16 protein-coding genes are annotated in these 22752 nt (G+C 39.2%); 7 read left to right on the top strand and 9 right to left on the bottom strand.

The window, feature by feature from the left end; translation table 11 throughout:
• Positions 1-91: 91 nt before the first annotated feature.
• Complete coding sequence (locus AC5NT5_RS09885; RefSeq protein ID WP_272941825.1) at positions 92-1093, top strand: branched-chain amino acid aminotransferase; 1002 nt, start codon at positions 92-94, stop codon at positions 1091-1093.
• Between the two features lie 105 nt (positions 1094-1198).
• Here the strand turns inward: AC5NT5_RS09885 and AC5NT5_RS09880 are convergent, their stop codons facing one another.
• Together AC5NT5_RS09880 and AC5NT5_RS09875 are read right to left on the bottom strand one after the other, a co-directional pair.
• Positions 1199-3769 (bottom strand): TonB-dependent receptor plug domain-containing protein, encoded by a 2571-nt coding sequence (locus tag AC5NT5_RS09880; protein ID WP_182733732.1) that lies wholly within the window; start codon positions 3767-3769, stop codon positions 1199-1201.
• A gap of 512 nt (positions 3770-4281) precedes the next feature.
• A complete protein-coding gene (locus AC5NT5_RS09875; RefSeq protein ID WP_182733733.1) occupies positions 4282-4596 on the bottom strand; it encodes an Mpo1-like protein in 315 nt (104 codons plus the stop codon).
• A gap of 164 nt (positions 4597-4760) precedes the next feature.
• On the opposite strand from AC5NT5_RS09875, the gene AC5NT5_RS09870 reads away from it, so the two are divergent.
• Positions 4761-6917: a prolyl oligopeptidase family serine peptidase gene (locus AC5NT5_RS09870; protein WP_494512904.1), complete on the top strand. Its 2157-nt coding sequence runs from the start codon at positions 4761-4763 to the stop codon at positions 6915-6917.
• A 97-nt stretch (positions 6918-7014) separates the two neighbouring features.
• On the opposite strand, the gene AC5NT5_RS09865 is transcribed toward AC5NT5_RS09870, so the two are convergent.
• Positions 7015-8307: an anti-phage deoxyguanosine triphosphatase gene (locus AC5NT5_RS09865; protein ID WP_494512905.1), complete on the bottom strand. Its 1293-nt coding sequence runs from the start codon at positions 8305-8307 to the stop codon at positions 7015-7017.
• A 248-nt stretch (positions 8308-8555) separates the two neighbouring features.
• Here AC5NT5_RS09865 and AC5NT5_RS09860 point away from each other — a divergent pair, with 248 nt between their 5' ends.
• Together AC5NT5_RS09860 and AC5NT5_RS09855 are read left to right on the top strand one after the other, a co-directional pair.
• Positions 8556-9362: a glucosaminidase domain-containing protein gene (locus AC5NT5_RS09860; RefSeq protein WP_494512906.1), complete on the top strand. Its 807-nt coding sequence runs from the start codon at positions 8556-8558 to the stop codon at positions 9360-9362.
• Positions 9355-10023, top strand: coding sequence for a DUF2987 domain-containing protein (locus tag AC5NT5_RS09855; RefSeq protein ID WP_024606444.1), 669 nt, complete (start codon positions 9355-9357; stop codon positions 10021-10023). The genes AC5NT5_RS09860 and AC5NT5_RS09855 overlap by 8 nt, the downstream gene beginning before the upstream one ends.
• A gap of 64 nt (positions 10024-10087) precedes the next feature.
• Here the strand turns inward: AC5NT5_RS09855 and AC5NT5_RS09850 are convergent, their stop codons facing one another.
• The 3 genes from AC5NT5_RS09850 to AC5NT5_RS09840 form a co-directional block, all read right to left on the bottom strand.
• Positions 10088-11092, bottom strand: coding sequence for a LacI family DNA-binding transcriptional regulator (locus tag AC5NT5_RS09850; protein WP_182696452.1), 1005 nt, complete (start codon positions 11090-11092; stop codon positions 10088-10090).
• Between the two features lie 62 nt (positions 11093-11154).
• Positions 11155-12477 (bottom strand): glycoside-pentoside-hexuronide (GPH):cation symporter, encoded by a 1323-nt coding sequence (locus AC5NT5_RS09845; protein WP_494512907.1) that lies wholly within the window; start codon positions 12475-12477, stop codon positions 11155-11157.
• A gap of 46 nt (positions 12478-12523) precedes the next feature.
• Entirely contained in the window at positions 12524-13852 is a 1329-nt protein-coding gene (locus AC5NT5_RS09840) for a GH1 family beta-glucosidase (RefSeq protein ID WP_494512908.1), read from the bottom strand.
• A 268-nt stretch (positions 13853-14120) separates the two neighbouring features.
• Here AC5NT5_RS09840 and AC5NT5_RS09835 point away from each other — a divergent pair, with 268 nt between their 5' ends.
• Positions 14121-15395: a sugar MFS transporter gene (locus tag AC5NT5_RS09835; protein ID WP_494512909.1), complete on the top strand. Its 1275-nt coding sequence runs from the start codon at positions 14121-14123 to the stop codon at positions 15393-15395.
• The gene (locus AC5NT5_RS09830; protein WP_494512910.1) at positions 15395-17947 is read left to right on the top strand and encodes a glycoside hydrolase family 3 protein; all 2553 of its coding nucleotides are present in this window, start codon (positions 15395-15397) and stop codon (positions 17945-17947) included. The genes AC5NT5_RS09835 and AC5NT5_RS09830 overlap by 1 nt, the downstream gene beginning before the upstream one ends.
• Positions 17948-18081: 134 nt before the next feature.
• Here AC5NT5_RS09830 and AC5NT5_RS09825 read toward each other — a convergent pair whose 3' ends face one another.
• Entirely contained in the window at positions 18082-19245 is a 1164-nt protein-coding gene (locus AC5NT5_RS09825; RefSeq protein ID WP_182692543.1) for a GGDEF domain-containing protein, read from the bottom strand.
• A gap of 155 nt (positions 19246-19400) precedes the next feature.
• Positions 19401-20291, bottom strand: coding sequence for a TIGR01777 family oxidoreductase (locus AC5NT5_RS09820; protein ID WP_494512911.1), 891 nt, complete (start codon positions 20289-20291; stop codon positions 19401-19403).
• Between the two features lie 170 nt (positions 20292-20461).
• Here AC5NT5_RS09820 and AC5NT5_RS09815 point away from each other — a divergent pair, with 170 nt between their 5' ends.
• On the top strand, positions 20462-21499 hold the full coding sequence (locus tag AC5NT5_RS09815) for an AI-2E family transporter (RefSeq protein ID WP_024595420.1): 1038 nt from the start codon (positions 20462-20464) through the stop codon (positions 21497-21499).
• A gap of 69 nt (positions 21500-21568) precedes the next feature.
• On the opposite strand, the gene AC5NT5_RS09810 is transcribed toward AC5NT5_RS09815, so the two are convergent.
• On the bottom strand, positions 21569-22648 hold the full coding sequence (locus AC5NT5_RS09810; RefSeq protein ID WP_494512912.1) for a flavin monoamine oxidase family protein: 1080 nt from the start codon (positions 22646-22648) through the stop codon (positions 21569-21571).
• Positions 22649-22752 lie beyond the last annotated feature (104 nt).

Here is a 22752-nt window from a genome sequence, read left to right as displayed (position 1 = left end):
TCTCATCGTTAATTAAAAAAGCCTTACTTTAGCTATGGTTAAATAGCGTGTGATTGTCATACAATGGAGGGAAATAGACCACACAAGAGAGATTAAAATGGCCGCATTTGGTACCGTGTTTATGCCGCAGATGATTCAAGCTCGTTTTTCTGATAATAAATGGAGCGAAAGCTCAATTGTCCCTTCCGATAAACTTGAACTTCATGCTGGTGCGCACGTTCTTCATTATTCAAGTACATGTTTTGAAGGCTTAAAAGCCTTTCGCCATGAAGATGGTTCTGTTTATCTTTTTAGAATGGATGCAAACATTGCACGCATGCAACAAAGCTCAGCGCTATTAAGCTTACCGAGTTTTGACAGCGATATGCTAAAAACGATGATTATCGATATTATGCGTGAATACGCAGATGAAACGCCATTACCGCCGGGTTCTATGTATATTCGCCCAACGCACATTGGTACAGAGGCTGCAATTGGTAAAGCCGCAGCGCCATCAATGAGCTCGCTTTTATACACATTACTATCGCCAGTAGGTGATTACTTTGCCGGTGGTGCAACTGCACTGCGCGTGCTGCTTGAAGAAGATGGTATGCGCTGCGCTCCGCACATGGGTATGGTAAAAAGTGGTGGTAACTACGCCAGTGCACTAGCACCTATTAGCGCTGCACGTATAAAGTATCAGGCAGACCAAATTTTATTTTGCCCAGGTGGCGATGTACAAGAAACCGGTGCTGCTAACTTTATACTTATTGATGGCAACGAAATTATTACTAAAGCGCTTGATAGCACGTTTTTACATGGTGTAACGCGTAATAGTATTTTAACCATAGCCAAAGATTTAGGTATGACGGTAAGCGAACGTAACTTTAGCGTTACTGAGCTATTAGAGCGTGCTGCTAAACCTGGTACTGAAGCGGCGCTTTCGGGCACTGCAGCTGTACTAACTGCTGTGGGTACATTTATTCATAACGATAAAGAATACAAAGTAGGTACTGGCGAGCCAGGCCCAACTACTGCGCGCCTTCGCCAAGCATTGAACGATATTCAATGGGGTAAAAGTGAAGATAAGCACGGCTGGTTAACTAAAATCTAATAATAGATTTAATAATAGATTTAGTAATAGATTTAATAGTAACTCGCATTAAAAAGCCACCTAATCGGTGGCTTTTGTGTGTTTGGTTACTTTAAGCTGCGCTTATTAAAACTTCATTTCTATTTTACCGTACACGTAGCGTCCGTTAAATCCATACGGCGAGAAGCTAGAGTAAGCAAATAAACGTGAGAAGGTGGTTACATCGTCAACATTTTCACGGGTTGCATCTGGATAAACATCAAAAATGTTATTAGCCCCTAAGCTCAGCGATAAGTTTTCACTAAGCGAGTAGGCGACATCTAAGTCGGTTATCCATTTGGGCTTAAGCACTTCGTTACGTTCTGGGATATCTGAAGGGTCTTGAGTTTCGCCGTAACGTGTTGTTCTAAGCGTGGTACGTATGTCGTCGTTAGTCCATGTTGCGCTTAAGTTGTACTTATTACGCGGTGTGCTTACTTCAAAACGACGCAGCTCAGTGCCTGAGAACAGGTTATCTTGATCAAACCCAGCACCTTGCAGCTCTGCTGGTGGGTCGATAATATTTGTTACTTCATTTTTACCGTAGTTGTAACCTAGGTTAAAGGCTAAATCGCCATAACCATCAGTTGCTACATTATAAGAGGCAACCACATCCACACCACGGGTTTTACTGTCAATTGCATTTAAGAAGAAACGACCTTGATTAGCACCTGTGCCTTGAAGTAAATCGGCAATAGCATCGCCCGATAAGTTGTTTGATAACACAATGCGGTCATCAATTAATATTTGGTAGTAATCAACCGACAAGCTGAAATTAAAGTCGGTAGACCATGTAAAACCAACGCCGTAGTTTGTTGCTTCTTCTGCATCAAGACCAGGTGAGCCCAGTGCTTTTGCTACATCGCTGCTTGGTGCGAACGTACCTGTTTCGGTTGGTTCGCCATCAACAAATACAGTGGCCACTGAGGTAAAGTATTGTTGCTGCAAAGAAGGTGCTCTAAAGCCAGTTGATACAGAGGCGCGCAGCGCTAAGTCTTCAGTTAATGAATAACGAGTCGCAACTTTACCGTTAAGTGTATCGCCAAAGTCTGAGTAATCTTCATAACGGGCGGCAACCGCTAAATTCCAATCGTCGGTTAGGTAGGTTTCAAGGTCTATATACAAGCTCACGTTATGGCGGCTATTATCGCCCTCTGATTCGGGTGTAAACCCCGGGAATACTTGTGCGCCCGCTGCGCCAAATGGGCCATCGACTGGGTCGGTTACTGCGCCTCCTGGGCCAAATGTGCCTTGTGCATATGAAGCTTCTTCGCCTGCATCTATTTGGTATCCTTCGCGGCGATACTCAGCACCTACAGCTACACTTACCGAGCTTTCTAAAAAGCTGACGTCTACTTCGCGACTAAAATCAACGTTTAAGGTAAGTTGATCGTAGGTAAGTGTTCCGGCATCAAAGCTTGTTTGGCTAGTCGGGCCGTATGAGGTATTTAAACTATTTATAACACCAAACTCAAATGCATCTTGACCATATACAGCCGATACATCGTAATTCCATTCACTTACAAAACCTTTAGCGCCAAGTGCCAGTGAAAAGTCATCTATGTCTGAGGTGATAACAGGCAAAAAGCCATCAGGGTAAACTTCTTCTATATTACGGCTATCGCTTGCACGGCGATAAAAACCACCGCCTTCGCCTTCGCGTTTGCTGTAAGAGCCAAACGAATATAAATCTACTTCGTTTGTTAATTGGTAACCTGCGTTATAAAACACTGAAAAGTCTTCTACATCGCCATTACCAAAGTTATGGTTATATCGATTTACGGTAAGTTCACGTGGGTCGAGAGAGCCATCATCTAATCGTGCGTAGTTTTCACGATTATCGTAGTCAGAGCGGTTAGTTGAATGTCGGTCGCGGTATTCTGTTGAGATATTTAAAAAGCCATTATCGCCAAGCTCAAAACCCATATTACCTTGCAGCGTTAGTGTTTGGCCGTCTGTTAAAGAGCGATCGCCCCCTTCAGTAAAGGCTAAATTACCATCACTGCCTTCAGATACAGACTCAAGCTGTGGTACACCGTCCATTTCGGTTACGTTAGCACCATATATAGCCGCAACTGAACCACCGCTGCTGGCACTTTTAAGCACAATATTAATAACACCGGCTATAGCATCAGAGCCATATTGGGCTGCTGCACCATCACGTAATACTTCAATGCGGTCGATAGCATTTGCTGGAATAGCATTTAAATCAACTGATGATGAACCACGACCCGTTGAGCCATTTAAGTTAAGTAATGCATTACTGTGGCGGCGTTTACCATTAACAAGCACTAAAGTGTGATCGGGTGCTAAACCACGAAGTTGAGCAGGGCGTACATGGTCACTACCATCAGTAAGTGATGCTTGCGGGAAGTTAAAGCTAGGTAATAAATTGCTAAGTAGGGCATTCGTTTCAGTAAAGCCTGAGTTTTTAAGTGCATCTGCACCAATTATATCGATGGGTACTGCACTGTCTTCTACTGTACGGCCTAATCGGCGAGAGCCAATTACGCTTATTTGTTCGATGTTTTCTTCTGCTTTGGTGTCTTGCTCTGCAGCATTTACTGAGAGCGAACCAAGTAGCGCAGCTGATGCACTCATGGCGAGTAATATTTGTGGTACCGACTGCTGTAATTTAAATAACGGTTTTCTATTCATGCTGTATTTCCCCATACCCATTGAATTATTTTAGTTTTGAACAAAAAGATAAAGATTAAACCTCTTTGTTACCTTGAACATATACTTAATTAACAAAGCCAGTCAATTGAATAACATTCAATTAATTTAAGGGTTTTTATAATTACATTTAGTTGTTTTTTATAATGACCATTGTTTTAGTTATATAGCGAAGGTAATTGCTAAGTAATTGATGGATAATGAATTATATTTAAAAATTAAATTTAACGTTTAATTAACTGGTAAGATGAGGTTGGTAGATTTAACTAATTATTTGTAGGAAGCCATTTTTATTGGGCTGGCAATAAACAACTGTTGAGCTATAAATATTTTTAAAAATATAAAATAAAAATACACCCATTAAATGTTAACTAAATTAACATTTAATGGGTGTGTTATAAATTATGTACTACTTATTAGAACCTATACTTTAAAGCATGAAGTAATTTTGTTTTTATAAGTAATTGGTATAAAAAAGAGTGCTAGAAATAGTGTTAAAATTTAATTTTTCCAATAAGTATGTCTTTAAACATTACCCAATCTCCCCACAAACTGTAAAAAGGGTGTTTAAAAGTAGCAGGGCGGTTTTTTTCAAAAAAGAAATGCCCGACCCACGCAAACCCATATCCAATAACAGGTAATAGCCACAATAAACTGTAGTGTTGTTTTAATAATGCTATTGCGATTACAGCAAGAACAAGGGTGCTTCCTATAAAATGTAAGCGGCGGCAAGTCACGTTGCGGTGCTCTTTTAAATAATAAGGGTAGAAGGCTTTAAAGCTTTTAAACGTGGGGTTTGTACTTTGCATAGTGTGCTCTTTTATTGTTTTTTATTTTAATGAGGGTCGTGCTATTAAAGCGTAAGTTTACATTTGTTTACAGCGATAAATGGCGCTTAACGCATCTAAATAGACAAAAGGGCTAAAAGTTAATAACTTAGGCGCACTATTAATAAATAAGAATGGAACTCGGGATGTTTAAACACACTCTAGCGTGTGCTGTAATTGTAGCGCTTAGCGGCTGTTCAGAGCCAACTAATACGGTAACTCAAGAAGAAGTAAAAGCACCTATGAAGCAAGTTAACGCAGTTATATACCCAGAAACAAAAAAAGGCGATATCGTAGACACCTACTTTGAAGAAACCGTTAGTGACCCATATCGTTGGCTTGAAGATGATATGAGCAGCGAAACTGCCGATTGGGTTAAAACGCAAAACAATTTAACGTTTTCTTATTTAGAACAAATACCTTATCGCGATAAGTTAAAGCAGCGCCTTGAAAAACTAATGAACTACGAAAAAATAGGCCCTCCTTTTACTGAAGGCGATTACACCTATTTTTATAAAAACGATGGCCTGCAAAATCAATATGTTTTGTACCGTAGTAAAGATGGCGGCGACGTAGAAGTATTTTTAGACCCAAACAAGTTTAGTGAAGATGGTACGACGTCTATGTCGGGTTTATCGTTTTCAAAAGATGGGTCATTGCTCGCGTATCAAATATCTGAAGGTGGTAGCGATTGGCGTAAAATTATAGTTATTGATGCACATACTAAAGAGCAAGTTGAAGAAGCGCTTGTTGACGTTAAATTTAGTGGCATTGATTGGTTAGGTAACGAGGGCTTTTATTATTCAAGTTACGAAAAACCTAAAGGCAGTGAACTCTCGGCTAAAACAGATCAGCATAAAGCGTATTACCATAAGTTAGGTACAACACAATCTGCAGATAGTGTTGTATTTGGTGAAACTGATGAGCAAAAACATCGCTATGTAGGCGCTGATGTAACTCATGACGGCCGCTACTTACTTATTTCGGCAAGTACGTCTACTTCAGGCAATAAGCTGTTTATAAAAGATTTAACAAAAGAAAACAGTGAGTTTGTAACGATTGTAGGAAATACTGATTCAGATACATCAGTTATTGATAACGAAGGCAGCAAGCTGTTTTTAGTTACTAACCTTAATGCACCAAACAAAAAAGTAGTGACGGTTGATGCAAGTAACCCAAGCCCTGAAAATTGGGTTGATTTAATTCCTGAAACCAAAAACGTACTAAACCTTACAAAAGGCGGCGATACCTTTTTTGCCAACTACATGGTTGATGCTATTTCGCAGGTAAAACAGTACAACAAAAAAGGCGAGCTAATTCGCGAAATTACATTGCCAGGCGTGGGTACAGCACGTGGTTTTGGCGGTAAAAAAGATCAAACAACGCTTTATTATTCGTTCACTAACTACAAAACACCAGGTACTACTTATACGTTTGACGTAACTACGGGTGAATCGGGTGTTTATCGTAAGTCGGCTATTGATTTTAATAGTGATGATTACACGTCTGAGCAAGTGTTTTACACATCAAAAGACGGCACTAAAATACCGATGGTAATTACCTATAAAACAGGCATTAAGCTTGATGGTTCTAACCCTACAATTTTATACGGTTACGGTGGTTTTAATATTAGTTTAACGCCAAGCTTCAGCCCCGTTAATGCAGTATGGCTTGAGCAAGGTGGTGTATACGCCGTCGCTAATATTCGCGGTGGTGGTGAGTACGGTAAAGACTGGCACAATGCAGGCACTAAATTGCAAAAGCAAAATGTGTTTGACGATTTTATTGCCGCAGCTGAGTATTTAAAAGATAAAAAGTACACATCTAAAAAGCGCTTAGCACTTCGCGGTGGATCTAATGGTGGTTTGTTAGTTGGCGCAGTGATGACGCAGCGCCCAGACCTATTCCAAGTAGCTCTACCTGCTGTAGGCGTACTTGATATGCTGCGCTACCATACATTTACTGCGGGCGCTGGTTGGGCATACGACTATGGTACCAGTGAGCAAAGCAAAGAAATGTTTGAATACATTAAAGGTTATTCACCACTTCATAATGTAAAAGCAGGTGTTGAGTATCCAGCGACTATGATCACAACTGGCGATCATGATGACCGAGTTGTTCCTTCGCATTCGTTTAAGTTTGCCGCTGAGCTTCAAGCAAAGCAAACGGGTAATAATCCAATGCTTATTCGCATAGAAACCGATGCTGGGCATGGTGCAGGTACACCAACGAGTAAAACAATTGAGCAGTACGCTGATATATTTGGTTTTACGTTATACAACATGGGCGTAGAGTCGTTATAAAAGCGCTTTAACAAAATAGCTAACTTTAATAGCTGAGCAAAAAGGCCGAGTAAATTAAATTTACTCGGCCTTTTCAATGTTAGCAGTTAGCAGTTAGCTACTGCATAGGTGAAAACAATCGTTGGTATGTTTTATAGGCGTACTCGTCGGTCATTCCACTCAAATAATCGCAAATTATACGCATCCCTTGGTTTTGCTTTTGCGCTTCTATGTATTGTGCTTGTGTTGTTTCGGGCAATAAACGCAGCGGATCGCTAGCAAAAGCGGTAAATAACTCTATTAGCAAATTTTGACCTTTAAATTCTATTTGCTGCATTTCGGGGTCACGTATTAAACGTTGAAACACAAAATGCTTAAGTATTTGCAATACACTGTCGTATTGGGCATCTAATTTAGCGGTGTACTTTAAAATAGGGCATTCAAAGTTATCGTTTTGAATATCCAAATGTATATGAATAATAAAGGTATTAACCAGCTCACCTATGGCATCTTTTCGCTCATAATCATTTTTTGAAAACAAGCGCTGGGTCAGCGATTCAAGCATGTCGTTTAGCCAGTCAAAGTTTAGTGCTTTTAAATGGGGCAGAGCATGGGTTTGCCAATCGTCTAATGTGAGTACGTGGGTTGCAATGGCATCTTCTAAGTCATGTACCGCGTATGCTATATCGTCGGCATGTTCCATTATGGCGCTGTCGAGCGATTTATACGTTGTTTTAGCGCGGTACTTATCAATAGCGGCATGGTTACCTAGCAATGTTTTATCGTTTTGACTCAGTGGTTCTACTATCCAATTGAATATGGCTGCATCGTCGTTGTATAACCCTTTGGCAGGGCGCCACTCATCTGCTTTTATAAATGCACGACCGGTTGTGGCATCGGGAATGGTATGCCAAAGCGTATTAATAAACGCGGGGTATTTTATAAAACCTAATAAAGTACGACGAGTTAGGTTCATACCGTGCCCATTACTATAGGGCTCAAGTTTTGCAACTATGCGCAGTGTTTGTGCGTTACCTTCAAAACCACCGTGATCGCGCATCATGTAATTTAGCGCTATTTCACCACCATGACCAAAAGGCGGATGGCCAATATCGTGCGCCAAACACAGTGTTTCTAGCAGTCCAGTTGATGGAAAGTGCGTAAAGTCGCTATGTTGCGCTTTTAAATGGCGCAATATGCCGGTACCAATTTGCGATACTTCTAAAGAGTGGGTAAGGCGAGTGCGGTAAAAATCGTTTAGGCCAATACCCATAATTTGGGTTTTAGCTTGCAAACGCCTAAATGCTGCGGCATGAATAATACGCGAACGGTCGACCTGCCACGGCGAGCGGTTATCGTTAGGACGATGTTTATATTGCTCTATTATTCGGCTTTGCCATTGTTTATCCATACTGCTTACTCACACATAGTTAATATTATTAAACTTTGCTCAGTATACCCATGGACTTATAAATTGCGAATGAACAAATGCACTACATAGGCTCTGTTTTATCTAAAACCCAAATCCACTGCTGAAAATTCAACCGTAAAAGGTCATCAAATCCCAGTTATTCGCGTTTATAAAGTGGCTTAGGTATAATGCGCCTTCGTATGCTTGTGTATTAACCATGCATAGTTGTTGTTTCAAAGAGAGAATACATGTTAAAAACGATTTTTAAGCTTTTACTAACCGTGTTTTTTGTATGGGCGCTTGCATATCCGTTTATACAAAATGATGATGTTGAACTAAATGAACAAACGTCAGAACAACCAAAAAAAGTGAAGAAAAAAGAAAAACCATTACATAATGTAAAACTGCCAAAGTTTTCAGAATTTAGTGATGTTAAAGAAAAAAAACATGCATTTTTTAGCTTTATTCGTCCGCACGTTGAAGCCGAAAACAAAAAAATATTACAGCAACGCGCTAAGCTTGAAATAGCACGCATGATGCTACAAAACGAATTACCTTTAGAAAAAAAGCAAAGCAAAGATATTGCAGCAATATTAAAGTCGTACGGCTTACCAACCACCATTGATACGCTAATACTTACGCAAGCACTACGCCGTGTTGATATAATCCCTAAAGAATTAGCGCTTATGCAAGCTGCAAATGAATCGGCGTGGGGCACATCGCGTTTTGCACGTATTGGCCTTAACTTTTTTGGTCAGTGGTGTTACACAAAAGGTTGTGGCATGGTACCAAAACGCCGTAATACTGGAGCTGCACACGAAGTTGCTGCGTTTAAATCGGTAAGAGCTGCTATAAACTCTTATTTTAAAAACATAAATACGCATCCTGCTTATAAAGATTTACGCGCAATACGTGAAAACTTACGTCTTGAGCAAAAACCAATTTTAGCGACTGAACTTACACATGGTTTAATGTCTTACTCTGAGCGCGGTGAAGCGTATATAGAAGAGCTAAACACGATGATTAGCCAAAATAGAGCCTACTTTGATGAATAAATACATTTTTAATTGCACCAACGCCATTGCGTTAGTGCTGCTGGGCATGAGTGCATTTAATGTTAATGCAAGAGAATTTGTTATGTCGTATGACGGTTTTTATGACCGATTAAAAGTTGTTAACAAAGGCGACTTTCAATATGCGCGAGTTAATTTTTATATAAGTGATATAGCAACTAATGAAGCGTGTGCCATTAAAAGCGGCACTATTTTAACTGAAAGAAACGAGTACCCACTTAACTTCACCGATAAAGCACAGCTATTATTACCGTTCGATAAGCAACTTGATACAGATAAAGCCGTCATTGTGGTGCAGCCACAAAATCCAGATCATGATTGCCAATTAAAACTTCAAATAGAAGCAAACGAACTTGAAGATTTAACATTTTCAAAGCAGTCGTTATATACCATTAACGAAGAACTTGATGAGCTGTTAACTGATTTATCGGGCTTTTTTGTAAGTAAATTAATGTGGTTTTTATTACCAGAGCAAAAGGGCGTAGCAGTTACATTTAAAAGCCCAATGCAATTTGATGATAAGAGCATAACGTGTGAAAAGTCAGTGTGTTATTTTGCAGTTGAAGATAGCTGGGAAGATGATAGCGCAGTGCTTGGCGATATATCGAACGTTATTAAAGTAACGCCTTGGATTGTTAAGTAGCTCACATATAAAAAGCGGCATTTAGCCGCTTTTTTGTACCAAAATTAGTATTCGCTTTTAGTCTTTATTTGATAAGTGGTGCAGATGAATCGCGCTGCATTAAAGTAGGTTCAAAAAAGCGATTTATAACAAGGTTTTTATTTTGATATACGTCTTTAAGCACTAATTTAGCTGCCATTTCGCCCATTTTCCCGACCGGATTATCTATAGTCGTGAGTGTAGGGTATAGGTAGTTTGCAAAAATAACGTTATCAAATCCAACAATCGATAAATCAATTGGTAAGTTATAACCGTGCTCTCGTGCATACTTCATGGCACCGGAGGCCATTTCGTCATTGGCGCATACCAGTGCAGTAAAGCTAAGTTTTTCATCAATAAAATGTTTTAAGCCTTTACTACCGCCGGTTTCGTTAAAGTCCCCAATGTAATAAAGCGCAGGATCAAATTTAATACCAGCCTCTGTGAGTGCTTGTTTATGACCCTCTAAGCGGTTAAAAGCATCGGCTTTAAACTGCGGACCTGCAATGTACGCTATTTGTGTATGGCCTTGATTTAATATCGATTTAGTGGCTAGGTAGCCACCTAATTGATTATCTAGGCTGATACAGTTGTCTTTTAATTGCTCTACGTAACGGCTCATTAAATAAACGGGCGTAGAGCCTTTACTTAGTTTTATTAGGTAGTCGTCTGAAACGGCTTCAACGTGCAAAATAATAGCATCGCAGCGTCTGCTAATTAAAAACTCAATGCCTTCTTGTTCTTTGTCTTCTTCACTGTGCCCGGTGGTAATAATAACGTGTTTACCCGCAGCACGAAGCTCCGACTCAATACCTGCCATCATTTGGGCAAAGAAAGGACCATGTAACTCAGACACTAAAATACCGACACTGTTAGTACAGTTAGAGGCTAAAGATTGCGCTATTGAGTTAGGCTTGTAGCCAAGCTGCTCCATGGCATCAAGCACTTTTTGTTTGGTTTTATCGCTTACACGGGTATTTTTGTTCATCACGCGAGAAACGGTGGCTAACGATACGCCCGCAAGCTCTGAGACTTGATAAATTGTTGCCATGTTATTTGTTCACTCGCTTATCCTTAACTACTTCGGCTAAATAATACCTTAGAGTATATATCTTAACTAGCTGTTAGTTTAGATTGAATATTTTCAACAACCTGATTAGTCAGTGTATATTTTTTCATTATGTAGGCAACAAATAAAGATCCAAAAGCAGGTAGTACAGTAAATGAAAGTAAAATACCGTGTTGAGTATCAAGTGTTTGTACTACATCGGCCTGATAACTGTAAAAAGATAACAACCAGCCTGCAATTGCGCCGCCTACCGCCACGCCCATTTTAATAAAAAATATGACGCCTGAATAAACTAAACCCGTAATGCGTACACCTGTTTTTTTATGCCCGTAATCTATGGTGTCGGCCATTTTTGCCCACAACAAAGGGGTTGCCATATCTAAAAAGAATTTCCATAAAATAAAGGCAGTAAATGCGAGTACTAATTGATCTTTACTAATAAAGTAACTAAAACCACAAATAGCGGCGGCAATAACTTGTAAGCTTATATAGGCTTTTATTTTACAAAAGCGCTTTGCAAGTGGTTGAGCTAAAGCACACCCTAGCATGCTTGCTGCAACGCCTAGTGTCATAAATAAGGTGATTAGATCGTCTCGACCTAAATAGTATTTTACGTAGTAAACAGCAAGCGTAAGCCTTAATACTTGACCGGTAAGTAAAAAAAACGCAGCTAAGCAAAGTGTTCGCCATTGATCGTTTTTAATTAATGCTTTAATACTTTGGGCAAAAGGAATGTTTTGCTCTTTTGGCTGTTGTATACGCTCTTTTGTGCCTAAAAAACAAAGTAAAAAAAGTACAAAGCCTAAAATGCTCATTGCAGTCATGGTGTATTGATAGCCCTTAGCTGCATCGCCTTGGCCAAAGTACTCAACCATTGGCATAGTACAACCCGCTACTATTACGCCGCCTAACATACCAAATACAAACCGGTAAGACTGAATAGTCACGCGCTCTTTTACATCTGCAGTAAGTACACCGCCCAGTGCACAATAAGGAATATTGATAGCGGTGTAAGCCACCATAAGAAGTGTGTAAGTAGTAAAGGCGTAAATTATTTTATCGGTGCCTTCTAAATCAGGCGTAGTAAACGCTAAAATACTAATAATGGCAAAAGGAAGTGAAAGCCAAAGTAGGTAGGGGCGAAAGTGCCCCCAGCGCGTATGTGTTTTGTCAGCAAGGTTGCCCATTAATGGGTCGGTTACGGCATCAAAAATACGTACTGCTAAAAACATAGTACCGACAACAGCGGGTGATAAACCCACTACGTCTGTGTAGTACAGCATTAAAAACATCATAACTGTTTGAAAAATGATATTACTGGCGGTGTCGCCTAAGCCATACGCTATTTTTTCTTTTACACTGACCATGATTATTTATCCCGCTTTATACTTGTTTTTAGTTATGGGTATGCTCTTATCTTTTAGAGATGAGTTCTTTATAAGCTAAGCCACTTTTTTTAATAGTGCGTTGCTGGGTTTTATAATCTACATACACAATACCAAAACGTTTTAAATAGCCTTCAGCCCATTCAAAGTTATCCATTAGGCTCCAAGCAAAGTAGCCATGTATAACAACACCTTGTTCAATTGCATTATGAACCGCGTTTAAATGAGTATTATAATAACTTAAACGGTCTAAGTCGTTAACTTCACCATTATTATACGTATCGGGCATTGCTGCACCATTTTCGGTTATATAAATAGGCGGTAAGGTGTATGTTTTATTAAGCGATACGAGCAAGTCAGTGAACGATTGCGGGTAAATTTCCCACCCCATATCAGTTAGCGGGCCTGTAGGTGCAATAGGCTCATAAATGTCAGTAGGGTGCGCTTTATAAACTTGGCGGGTATAAAAGTTAATACCTAAGTAATCAATAGATTGAGAAATTAGTTCCATATCGCCCTCAAGAATTTCAGGCTGATGGTTTAATGGTAATTGATTAATTATATCAGGATATTGGGCATCAATTATTGGTTTTATATACCACTGATTAAGATAGTCGTCTGCAAATCCAGTGGCTTTTAAGTCTTCATCACTTTGAGTAAGGCTATAACACGGCGTAAAGTTAAGCACTATGCCATTTAATGTATTAGGCGAGTTTTGCTTTAATACGCTCATAGCGAGTCCGTGGGCTAATAATAAATGGTGCGCTGCTTTACGGCCATATTCTTTACCCACTTTACCTGGGGCATGAATACCAATTTCGTAACCTAAAAACGCACTACAAAATGGTTCATTCAATGTGGCATAAGAGTGAACGCGATCGCCAAAGGCTTTGGTAATTAAATTTACGTAATGTTCAAAAGCGTAAGCTGTTTGTCTGTTAAGCCAACCGCCTTCATCTTCAAGGTGTTGCGGTAAATCCCAGTGGTACAAAGTAACAAAGGCTTTAATATTGCGACGTTTTAGCTCATCTAAAATATCAGTATAAAACTTCACGCCCACAGGATTTAACTTTGCGTCTTGGGTCATCACACGCGGCCATGAAATAGAAAGCCTGTAAGCATCTACGCCAAGTGACTCAATAAGGTCTATATCATCACGCCAAAGGTTATAGTGATCGCACGCGGTATGACCGTCTGAGCTATCGACTATTTTATTGGGCGTATCGCAAAAAGTGTCCCAAATACATGGGAGACGATCTTGTGATCCGCCTTCTATTTGAAAAGAAGCTGTGGCCACACCGTATACAAAGTTTTTAGATAAAAGCGGTGAATGGGGTGGTAGTGATAATTTTGTCATTAATAACAAACCTTTTGTTAGTCATTTACAGAGAAATAAGCTCTGTGTTTTTGCTTAATTAATGCTGTATGCGTGGTACAAAAAATAAAAAGTGTTGAAATATACAGCTTGTTCGTATTTAATTGTATATGAAAGCGCTTACATTTAAGGTTAGTGTTTATTAATTCTTAGGTCAACTCTTTAATGCTTCTGGATGGTTTAAAGACAGCTGAAAACTAAAACAGAGCAGCTTAAGAATAGATTTATAATAATAAAATACGGAGAACACATGGCAAGTTCAGCACCAGTGACAACACACACACAGTCGCAAAACTATCAGGATAAAAATTACAGTTTTGCATTAACTTCTCTAACAACATTATTTTTTATGTGGGGATTTATAACCTGCTTAAATGATATTTTAATCCCACACTTAAAAGCCGTATTTAACTTAACGTATGTACAAGCCATGTTGGTTCAGTTTTGCTTTTTTGGCGCTTACTTTTTAATGTCACTTCCAAGTGGTTATATAGTTAAAAAGGTGGGCTATAAAAAAGGCATTGTGATTGGATTATTAATTGCAGCAGTCGGGTGTATCTTATTTTACCCAGCAGCGTCTTTACATAGTTATCCTGTATTTTTATTTGCTTTATTTGTACTGGCCAGTGGCATAACGTTATTGCAAGTATCTGCAAATCCTTATGTAAGTTTGTTGGGTTCAGCAAAAACTGCGTCGTCTCGTTTAACACTAACCCAAGCTTTTAACGCGTTGGGTACTACGGTTGCGCCATTATTTGGTGCTCTGTTAATTCTAGACTCAGCGTCAGAAACCTTTTTAACACCTGCACAAAATGCAGAATCAGTACAACTTCCTTACCTCCTTTTAGCTGCAATGCTTATTTTACTAGCCGGTATTTTTGCATGGCTTAAATTACCAGACATTATGAGCGAGCAAAAAGCAGAAGCCGAAAAATCAGAGGCAATTGAAGGCAGTGCTTGGCAGTATCGCCATCTTGTATTAGGTGCTGTGGGTATATTTATGTATGTAGGCGCCGAAGTGGCAATTGGTAGCTTTTTAGTAAGCTTTTTAGCACAAGAAAATATAGCAGGGCTAAAAGAGAATGTTGCAGCTCATTACATCACTTATTATTTTGGTGGTGCTATGGTTGGGCGTTTTATTGGTGCTGCTGTAATGCAAAAACTACCCGCAGGTAAAGTACTTGGCTTTAACGCAACCATGGCTATTATTTTAGTCATTATTGCCATGAGCACGTCGGGTCAATTAGCAATGTGGTCAATACTATTGGTTGGTTTATTCAATTCGATTATGTTCCCAACTATTTTTAGTTTAGCGTTAAATGGACTTGGTAAGCATACCGCTCAAGGCTCTGGTATTTTGTGTTTGGCGATTGTAGGTGGTGCAATAGTGCCACTTTTACAAGGTGCGCTTGCTGATAGTGTGGGTGTTCAACTTTCGTATGTTTTACCTATTTTATGTTACATATTTATTGTTTTTTACGGCCTACGAGGCAGCAAACCAGTATTAGTGAAGGAGCCATCATAATGAAAACGACTTTTAAACTTAATGCATTAGCAATTGCAACGTTAGTAGGAAGTGTTACTGCACTAAGCGGATGTACTAACGAAAGCAATGTTGAAAAAGTAAATGTTGAAGCGCAATCAAAGCTTGAGAAAATTTGGCCAAAGCTTTCAATTGCAGTGAAAAAAGACCCTGCTATTGAAGCTCAAATTGTCACGTTTTTAGAAAATATGACGCTTGATCAAAAAGTAGCGCAAATGATTCAACCAGAAATTCGTGATATTACCGTTGAAGACATGCGTAAATATGGTTTTGGCTCTTACCTCAATGGCGGTGGTGCTTTTCCTAATGGCGATAAGCATGCAACGCCAGAGGATTGGGTTGCACTTGCAGAAAAAATGTATCAAGCATCTATTGATGACTCAGTGGACGGCAGCAAAATTCCAACTATGTGGGGCACCGATGCAGTACATGGTCATAATAACGTAATTGGCGCGACACTTTTTCCACATAACATTGGTTTAGGCGCGGCTAATAACCCAGATTTAATAGAGCAAATAGCGTCTATTACCGCAGTAGAAGTAATGGCTACGGGGATAGATTGGGTATTTGCACCCACTGTAGCAGTAGTACGAGACGACCGTTGGGGCAGAACGTACGAAGGCTATTCTGAGGATCCAAAAATTGTTCACGATTACTCAGCAGCGATTGTAAATGGATTGCAAGGTAAAGCCGATGGCGACTTTTTAAGTGATAAGCGCGTTATTAGCACGGTTAAGCATTTTATTGGCGATGGCGGCACCGTTGATGGTGATGATCAGGGAAATAATATAGACAGCGAGCAATCGCTATTTGATATTCATGCTCAAGGTTACGTAGGTGGTTTGTCGGCGGGTAGTCAATCTGTTATGGCATCTTTTAATAGCTGGAATGGCGTTAAAAATCACGGCAATAAATACTTACTTACAGATGTATTAAAAACACGTATGGGTTTTGATGGTTTTGTAGTGGGTGATTGGAACGGCCATGGGCAAATTAAAGGCTGTACTAACGAAAGCTGCCCAGAAGCGGTAAATGCTGGCCTTGATATTTTTATGGTACCAACAGGTGCGTGGAAGCCACTATATGAAAATACAATTGCACAAGTAAAAGCAGGTAAAATAAGTATGAGCCGCATTGATGATGCGGTTGCACGTATTTTACGCGTTAAGTTACGCGCTGGGTTATTTGATAAACCAAGTCCGGCTAAGCGTCTTTACTCGGGTAAAACAGAGCTTATTGGCGCGCAAGCTCATCGCGAAGTAGCACGTCAAGCTGTGCGCGAATCGCTTGTATTACTTAAAAATAAAAATAACCTATTACCTATCGCAGCTAATCAACGCGTACTTGTTGCAGGTGATGGTGCCAATAACATAGGTAAACAGTCGGGTGGGTGGAGTATTACGTGGCAAGGGACTAATAATAAAAATGCAGACTTCCCTGGAGCAACGTCAATTTACAAAGGGCTTGAAGAGCAAATATCTGCAGCAGGTGGAAGTGTTACTTTAAGTGCTGATGGTACGTTTGAACAACGTCCTGATGTTGCCATTGTCGTATTTGGTGAAGAACCTTACGCAGAAGGGCACGGCGATAAAGATAACCTTGAGTTTGAACGCGGAAATAAAAAGTCGTTAGCACTTTTAAGCTCGCTAAAAGAGCAAGGCATCCCTGTTGTATCTGTGTTTATTTCAGGTCGACCTATGTGGGTGAACAGCGAACTTAACGCATCTGATGCGTTTGTAGCTGCATGGCTACCTGGTACAGAAGGTGCGGGTATTGCTGATGTGTTATTAAAAGCGGCAGACGGCACCATCCAAAATAACTTTAAAGGTAAGCTATCGTTTTCTTGGCCTAAATCGGCGGTACAAACTGCGGTTAATAGAGGCGATGAAAATTACGATCCATTACTTCCTTATGGTTTTGGTTTAACGTATGGCGATAAAAACGTGCTAGCTGACGACCTTGATGAAGACTCTAAACTTGATAACTCAGGGCTTACGAGTATGGATATACTTGTTGGTGCACCTGTAGCACCATGGCGCTTATTGTTAAAATCGGGCGATGAGCTTTTAGATGTATCGAGTAGTACCCATGAATTTGGTGCAATTAAATACCGTACTGAGGACAAAACAGTACAAGAAGACGCGCGCCAATTTAACTTCAGCGGTGCAGAAAAAGCCAGTGCTGAAATAGTAACGAGCTTTGCAGAAGATACCATTGCCTACGTCGAAGCAAACAGTGTGATTAGCTTTGATATTAAATTAAACGAGGCACTAACGAGCGATGTAGCCCTTGCTATGACTTGTTCTGGTGAGTGTGGTGCAAGCATTGATTTAGCAAACGTAGTTGATAAAACTATTGAAAATAAATGGCAGTCAGTATCAATCGATTTAGGTTGTTTTGCTGATAAGGGTGTTAATTTTGCAAGCCTAACAAGCCCATTTAGCTTACACAGCAATGGTAAAGCATCAATTTCTGTAGCTAATATTCAGTTTGTACCAAATAAAGCGGACGAGGCTACGCTGTCTTGTAAGTAGTTTATTAACTCTATTGTGTGTATACCAAAGCCCTTCTAATGAAGGGCTTTTTTTATGGATAGATGTTAGCTAGATAAAATATGGTAGTTTAAATATAGTTGTTTTTAATGCGCTTATAAGTCACTTAAAAGCAATTAACTTTTCGTGAGTAAGTTTTTTTCATCAAAGGTTACTACTTTGTCTCGGCCAGTTTCTTTAGCTAAGTAAAGGCGTTTATCGGCATAAGCGAGCAGTTCTTTTATAGTTGCATTCCCATTAATTGCATTACTTACCCCAGCGCTTACGGAAAGTTTTATATGCTGATTTTCATGATAAAAAGCTTGAGTGCTTATATTCTTTCTTAATAGCTCAGCATCACTTTTTGCTGCACCAAGGGTGTAATCAGGTAGTAAAATGGCAAATTCTTCTCCGCCAATTCTGGCACTAATACCTACATTTAAAAATTGCTCTTTAATAAAGTGAGATATCCACTTAATTGCGTGGTCGCCCGCTTCGTGACCAAACTGATCGTTTACACGTTTAAAAAAATCAATATCGAGCAAAATAACAGACACATTTTTGTCTATATTTTTAGGATCACTTAGTGCTTCTTTACTTTTTGTAAAAAAGCCACGGCGATTAAGTAATTGGCTTAAAGTATCGGTGTTAGCAAGGCTTGAAAGTGTATGCTCTGTATTAGAAGCCAGCAGGTATGGCAATATTAGTGCGCTACAAGTGGCCAAAATTAAATGACTACTTAAGATAAGTTGCAGTGGCTCTATGTAGTTTGGCGAATTAATACTAAAAATAGATATTGCCAATAGTGTTGTTTGTATGAGCATTAAAATGCTGTGAATTGAAAAACAAACTATCAGCGCTTTTTTTTGCAAAGTGGCTACAAAGTTCATCTGCTTAATAATATATGCGGAATATAGGTATAAAACCGAAATAATTAAGCTTGTCAGCATTTGCCCTGCAGGGTCTGAATATATGGGTAATAAAGCAACCCCCGTTAATCCAAGGAGACAATAAAGAGGTTTTAAGTTTAGTGCCTTACTGTGCTTATATTTATTTAACCCAATAATAATTAATAATGGACTTAGTAATATAAAAATATCAGCCAAATAGTGTGTAATAAAAGGCGCGTCTATTACTAACTTTAAACAGGCAAGTAACTCGGCAAATGCAAAGGTAATGCATGCTAGGCCAAATAATAAAAATGATGTTTGTTTTTTAAAGTTATGTACGGATAAAAAAAACAAGCCTATTAATACGTTAAGAATAAAAGAGAGACTGATCACAGTAGGCAGGTGTAGCATTTAAGATTCTCTTTTATTAAAGATAGGCGTGGTTGGTGTGGAAAACTTGCTGATTATTATGTATTAATGTTTAAAGGTCAATATGGGTAAAAAGTAGTAATTTACCCATGTATCTAATTTGAAAGGGATTTTAACTGAACGAATATTAACGCCCGCTAAACCAAGCTCTCTAAAGCCGATTTTATATCAGGATGATGAAAACGATAATTGTTAACGAGTGCCTTTTTAGGGATTACAAATTGCCCCGTTGTTAGTAAGTCTGACATTTCACCCATTAATAGTTTAAGTACTGGGGTTGGCATAGTGATAAATGCAGGTCGAGAGAGCGCCTCGCCTAAGCTTTTACTAAATTGAGCATTGCTTACAGGGTTGGGTGCTGTTGCGTTAACAGGGCCTGATATTTCTGGGTGTTTAATAATAAAGAGTATTAGCTGAATCATATCGTCGATGTGTATCCACGACATGCCTTGCTCGCCATTACCAATCGGGCCACCCAGGCATAATTTAAAAGCAGGTAACATTTTTCCAAGTGCACCTCCTTTTTTAGCTAAAACAATACCCGTTCGCAAAAGGCATACTCTGGTTTGTTCTGATTGGGCGAGTAGTGCTGCATTTTCCCAGTCTTTACAAAGCTGGTGGCTAAATTCATCGTGTGGGCGTTCAAAAGTTTCATCAATAGGATTACTATTTTGTCGACCATAAAAACCAATTGCACTGCCAGATATAAAAGTATGCGGGGGTATACTACAGGCTTTAATCGCTTGACTAATTTGCTGTGTAATATCAATACGACTGTTTCGTATTATTTGCTTTTGTTTGTCGCTCCAGCGTTTATTTACAATCGGCTCGCCAGCGAGATTAATAACGATATCAACAGTGTTAAAGTCAACATCACTAATGTCACTTACGGCTTTAACTTTGTGGCCTAATAATACGTTTGCTTTAGTTGGAATGCGGCTAAGTACAGTAACAGTATTATGATGAAGTAAAAAAGGGCATAAGTGCTTACCAATTAATCCGGTCGCGCCAGTTATAAATATATGCATTATTCATCCTTACAATAAAATAGAAGCAAGTGATTAAAAAACATACTCGCTAGCAAACAGCTTTGCAAATTTATACGTAAAACAGGCTTTTATGATCACTTCGTAATTATTTCATTTAATTACCTTTTGCCTTACACTGGGACGATATAGTTAATAAAAGGATTAATAAATTGGCAAGTTTAACTGGAGTAAATAAAAGCTTAATAGTTTTTGCTTCCTTAGTAGTGGTCCTCGCTGGAATAAAAGCCGCGAGTGTAATTATTATTCCGTTTATTTTGGCGGCATTTATTGCCATTATTTGTAACCCGCTTATCAAGTTTTTTGCGCGCTACAAAATTCCTAAAGGCATTGCTGTTATGTTGGTCGTGCTGATTATAGTTGGCTTAGGGGTAAGCCTTGGCGGGCTTGTAGGGCAATCTATCAACGACTTTTCTCAGCAGCTTCCTGAGTATAAAACACAACTTAAAGAAGAGTTTGTGTGGCTGGTCGATTTAGCATCTCAATACAACATACTGATCAATAAAGATCAGTTAATTAATATGTTCGACCCTGGCAAAATGGTTGATGTGGCCACTAATATGCTCACTGGGTTAGGTGGCGTAATGGCAAACATGTTTTTAATTATTTTAACGGTTGTTTTTATGCTGTTTGAAGGGCCAATGCTGAGCAAGAAAATACATATGGCACTTGAAGACCCTGATAGTAAAATGAAGCAAATTGACCGCTTTTTAGAATCTATTAATTCATACTTGGCAATTAAAACGCTAGTAAGTTTAGGGACGGGTATTATTGCTGCGTTTTACTTATGGATTTTAGACGTTGACTACTTTGTGCTTTGGGGCGTGTTGGCATTTATGTTCAATTACATTCCAAATATAGGTTCAATTATTGCGGCTGTACCAGCTGTATTACTTGCCCTTATTACTCAAGGCCCATTAGTGGCAGGACTTGTTGCTGCAGGGTATTTAACAATAAATACGGTAATGGGTAATATTGTAGAGCCTAAATTTTTGGGCAAAGGGCTGGGTCTTTCAACGTTAGTGGTGTTTTTATCATTAATATTTTGGGGCTGGTTATTAGGCACTGTGGGTATGCTTTTATCTGTACCATTAACAATGATTGTAAAAATAGCCCTAGAAGCCAGTGCAGAGGGCAAGTGGGTTGCCACTTTACTGGGCAGTGGTGAAGACGTTACTAAAAATAACTAACATTTATAACCATCAAGGGCTGTAAAATTAAAACCCTTGATGGTTAAGTTATCAATAAATACAGGGCTATTAATTAATAAACGATTTAATAGCGTCATCCACTGCGTATATTGCGCCTTCTAAATATCCTGCTTCTTGTTTTGCAAACTCACTCGCTACAAAATGAATATTGAGGTTACTTAATTGCTCTTCCAAGTTTGAAAAATCAAATTCTGGGTGCTGTGAAGGCTGAGTTTGATCGTCTTTATTAGCTACAAATTTATCCTCTGCCCAGTCTTTAATAAAGTATCCGGTTGCCTTTTCAGCATCCTTACCATAAAAGTAGCTGAGCTGTTGGGCACAGGCTTGAATTAATTGCTCTTGAGTTACTTGGTTTCGTGATAAGTAGGGCACACCTATAAAGCCAAATAATGCGGCGTAATTACTATCCTCAGCACTAGCATCGTGAATTTCTACCATAGGGCCTACGCGGCTAAAGCTTTGCCCAGATAAGTTTTTATCACGCCAGAATGCATGTTCAAAAGTAGCTATAAACTTGGCTTGTCCTGCCATCCATGTAGGTACACTACTAAGGCGGTTTATGAGTGTTGGAGTCGCCCATAGTTCAGGTGTTAAATGCGTTGTAACCATACGAGGAGGAATTGCTGAAATTAATTTGCCAGTAGTAAAGTGCTTTATATTGCCTAAGTGATTAACAGTAACTTGCCAGCTATTATCGTTCTTTTTAAGCTCAATGACATTGTGTTCTAATAGCACTGAATTAGGATTAAGTTTCTCGTATAAGGCAGTTATTAAGGTATTCATGCTATGTTTGAGTCTAAATAGTTGCATATCTCCAGCGCCTGCAATTTGTTGAGGTTGCTTGGAGTTAGGTGCTTGATATAACACATCACCTTTATTGTATTGCTCAAATATACTTAAGTTGAGTGACTTAATTAGCGCTTGAATTTTTGGTTGGTGGGGAAATATCCACGTAGGACCCAAATCAAAACTAACATCGTTATTTATTGGTGATTGCGCGGCAAAAATTCGGCCACCTAATTGCGATTTAGCTTCTAATAATAAGTACTCAATATTAAGTAGTTGTAATTTATACGCACTGTACAAACCAGCAAGTCCGCCACCTATAATAATTACTGGTTTAGTCATCTGTTTATCCATTAGTTTTTAGCAATCTACTAGTAGGTAGTTTGTTTTGATATGAATAAATTGTCAAGTAAGCTAAAGGGAGTGAGTAAAGAAACGTAACTAGT

This window comes from Pseudoalteromonas sp. J2K-J599, from assembly GCF_059295115.2.
The sequence above is the reverse complement of the archived record's forward strand: the minus strand, read 5'-3'. Positions and strand labels throughout refer to the sequence as shown.

Excerpts from the sequence above, each read along its gene's own strand:
- AC5NT5_RS09880 (WP_182733732.1), bottom strand. The coding sequence starts at position 3,769 with ATGAATAGAAAACCGTTATTTAAATTACAGCAGTCGGTACCACAAATA.
- AC5NT5_RS09875 (WP_182733733.1), bottom strand. The coding sequence starts at position 4,596 with ATGCAAAGTACAAACCCCACGTTTAAAAGCTTTAAAGCCTTCTACCCT.
- AC5NT5_RS09870 (WP_494512904.1), top strand. The coding sequence starts at position 4,761 with ATGTTTAAACACACTCTAGCGTGTGCTGTAATTGTAGCGCTTAGCGGC.
- AC5NT5_RS09865 (WP_494512905.1), bottom strand. The coding sequence starts at position 8,307 with ATGGATAAACAATGGCAAAGCCGAATAATAGAGCAATATAAACATCGT.
- AC5NT5_RS09860 (WP_494512906.1), top strand. The coding sequence starts at position 8,556 with ATGTTAAAAACGATTTTTAAGCTTTTACTAACCGTGTTTTTTGTATGG.
- AC5NT5_RS09855 (WP_024606444.1), top strand. The coding sequence starts at position 9,355 with ATGAATAAATACATTTTTAATTGCACCAACGCCATTGCGTTAGTGCTG.
- AC5NT5_RS09850 (WP_182696452.1), bottom strand. The coding sequence starts at position 11,092 with ATGGCAACAATTTATCAAGTCTCAGAGCTTGCGGGCGTATCGTTAGCC.
- AC5NT5_RS09845 (WP_494512907.1), bottom strand. The coding sequence starts at position 12,477 with ATGGTCAGTGTAAAAGAAAAAATAGCGTATGGCTTAGGCGACACCGCC.
- AC5NT5_RS09840 (WP_494512908.1), bottom strand. The coding sequence starts at position 13,852 with ATGACAAAATTATCACTACCACCCCATTCACCGCTTTTATCTAAAAAC.
- AC5NT5_RS09835 (WP_494512909.1), top strand. The coding sequence starts at position 14,121 with ATGGCAAGTTCAGCACCAGTGACAACACACACACAGTCGCAAAACTAT.
- AC5NT5_RS09830 (WP_494512910.1), top strand. The coding sequence starts at position 15,395 with ATGAAAACGACTTTTAAACTTAATGCATTAGCAATTGCAACGTTAGTA.
- AC5NT5_RS09825 (WP_182692543.1), bottom strand. The coding sequence starts at position 19,245 with ATGCTACACCTGCCTACTGTGATCAGTCTCTCTTTTATTCTTAACGTA.
- AC5NT5_RS09820 (WP_494512911.1), bottom strand. The coding sequence starts at position 20,291 with ATGCATATATTTATAACTGGCGCGACCGGATTAATTGGTAAGCACTTA.
- AC5NT5_RS09810 (WP_494512912.1), bottom strand. The coding sequence starts at position 22,648 with ATGACTAAACCAGTAATTATTATAGGTGGCGGACTTGCTGGTTTGTAC.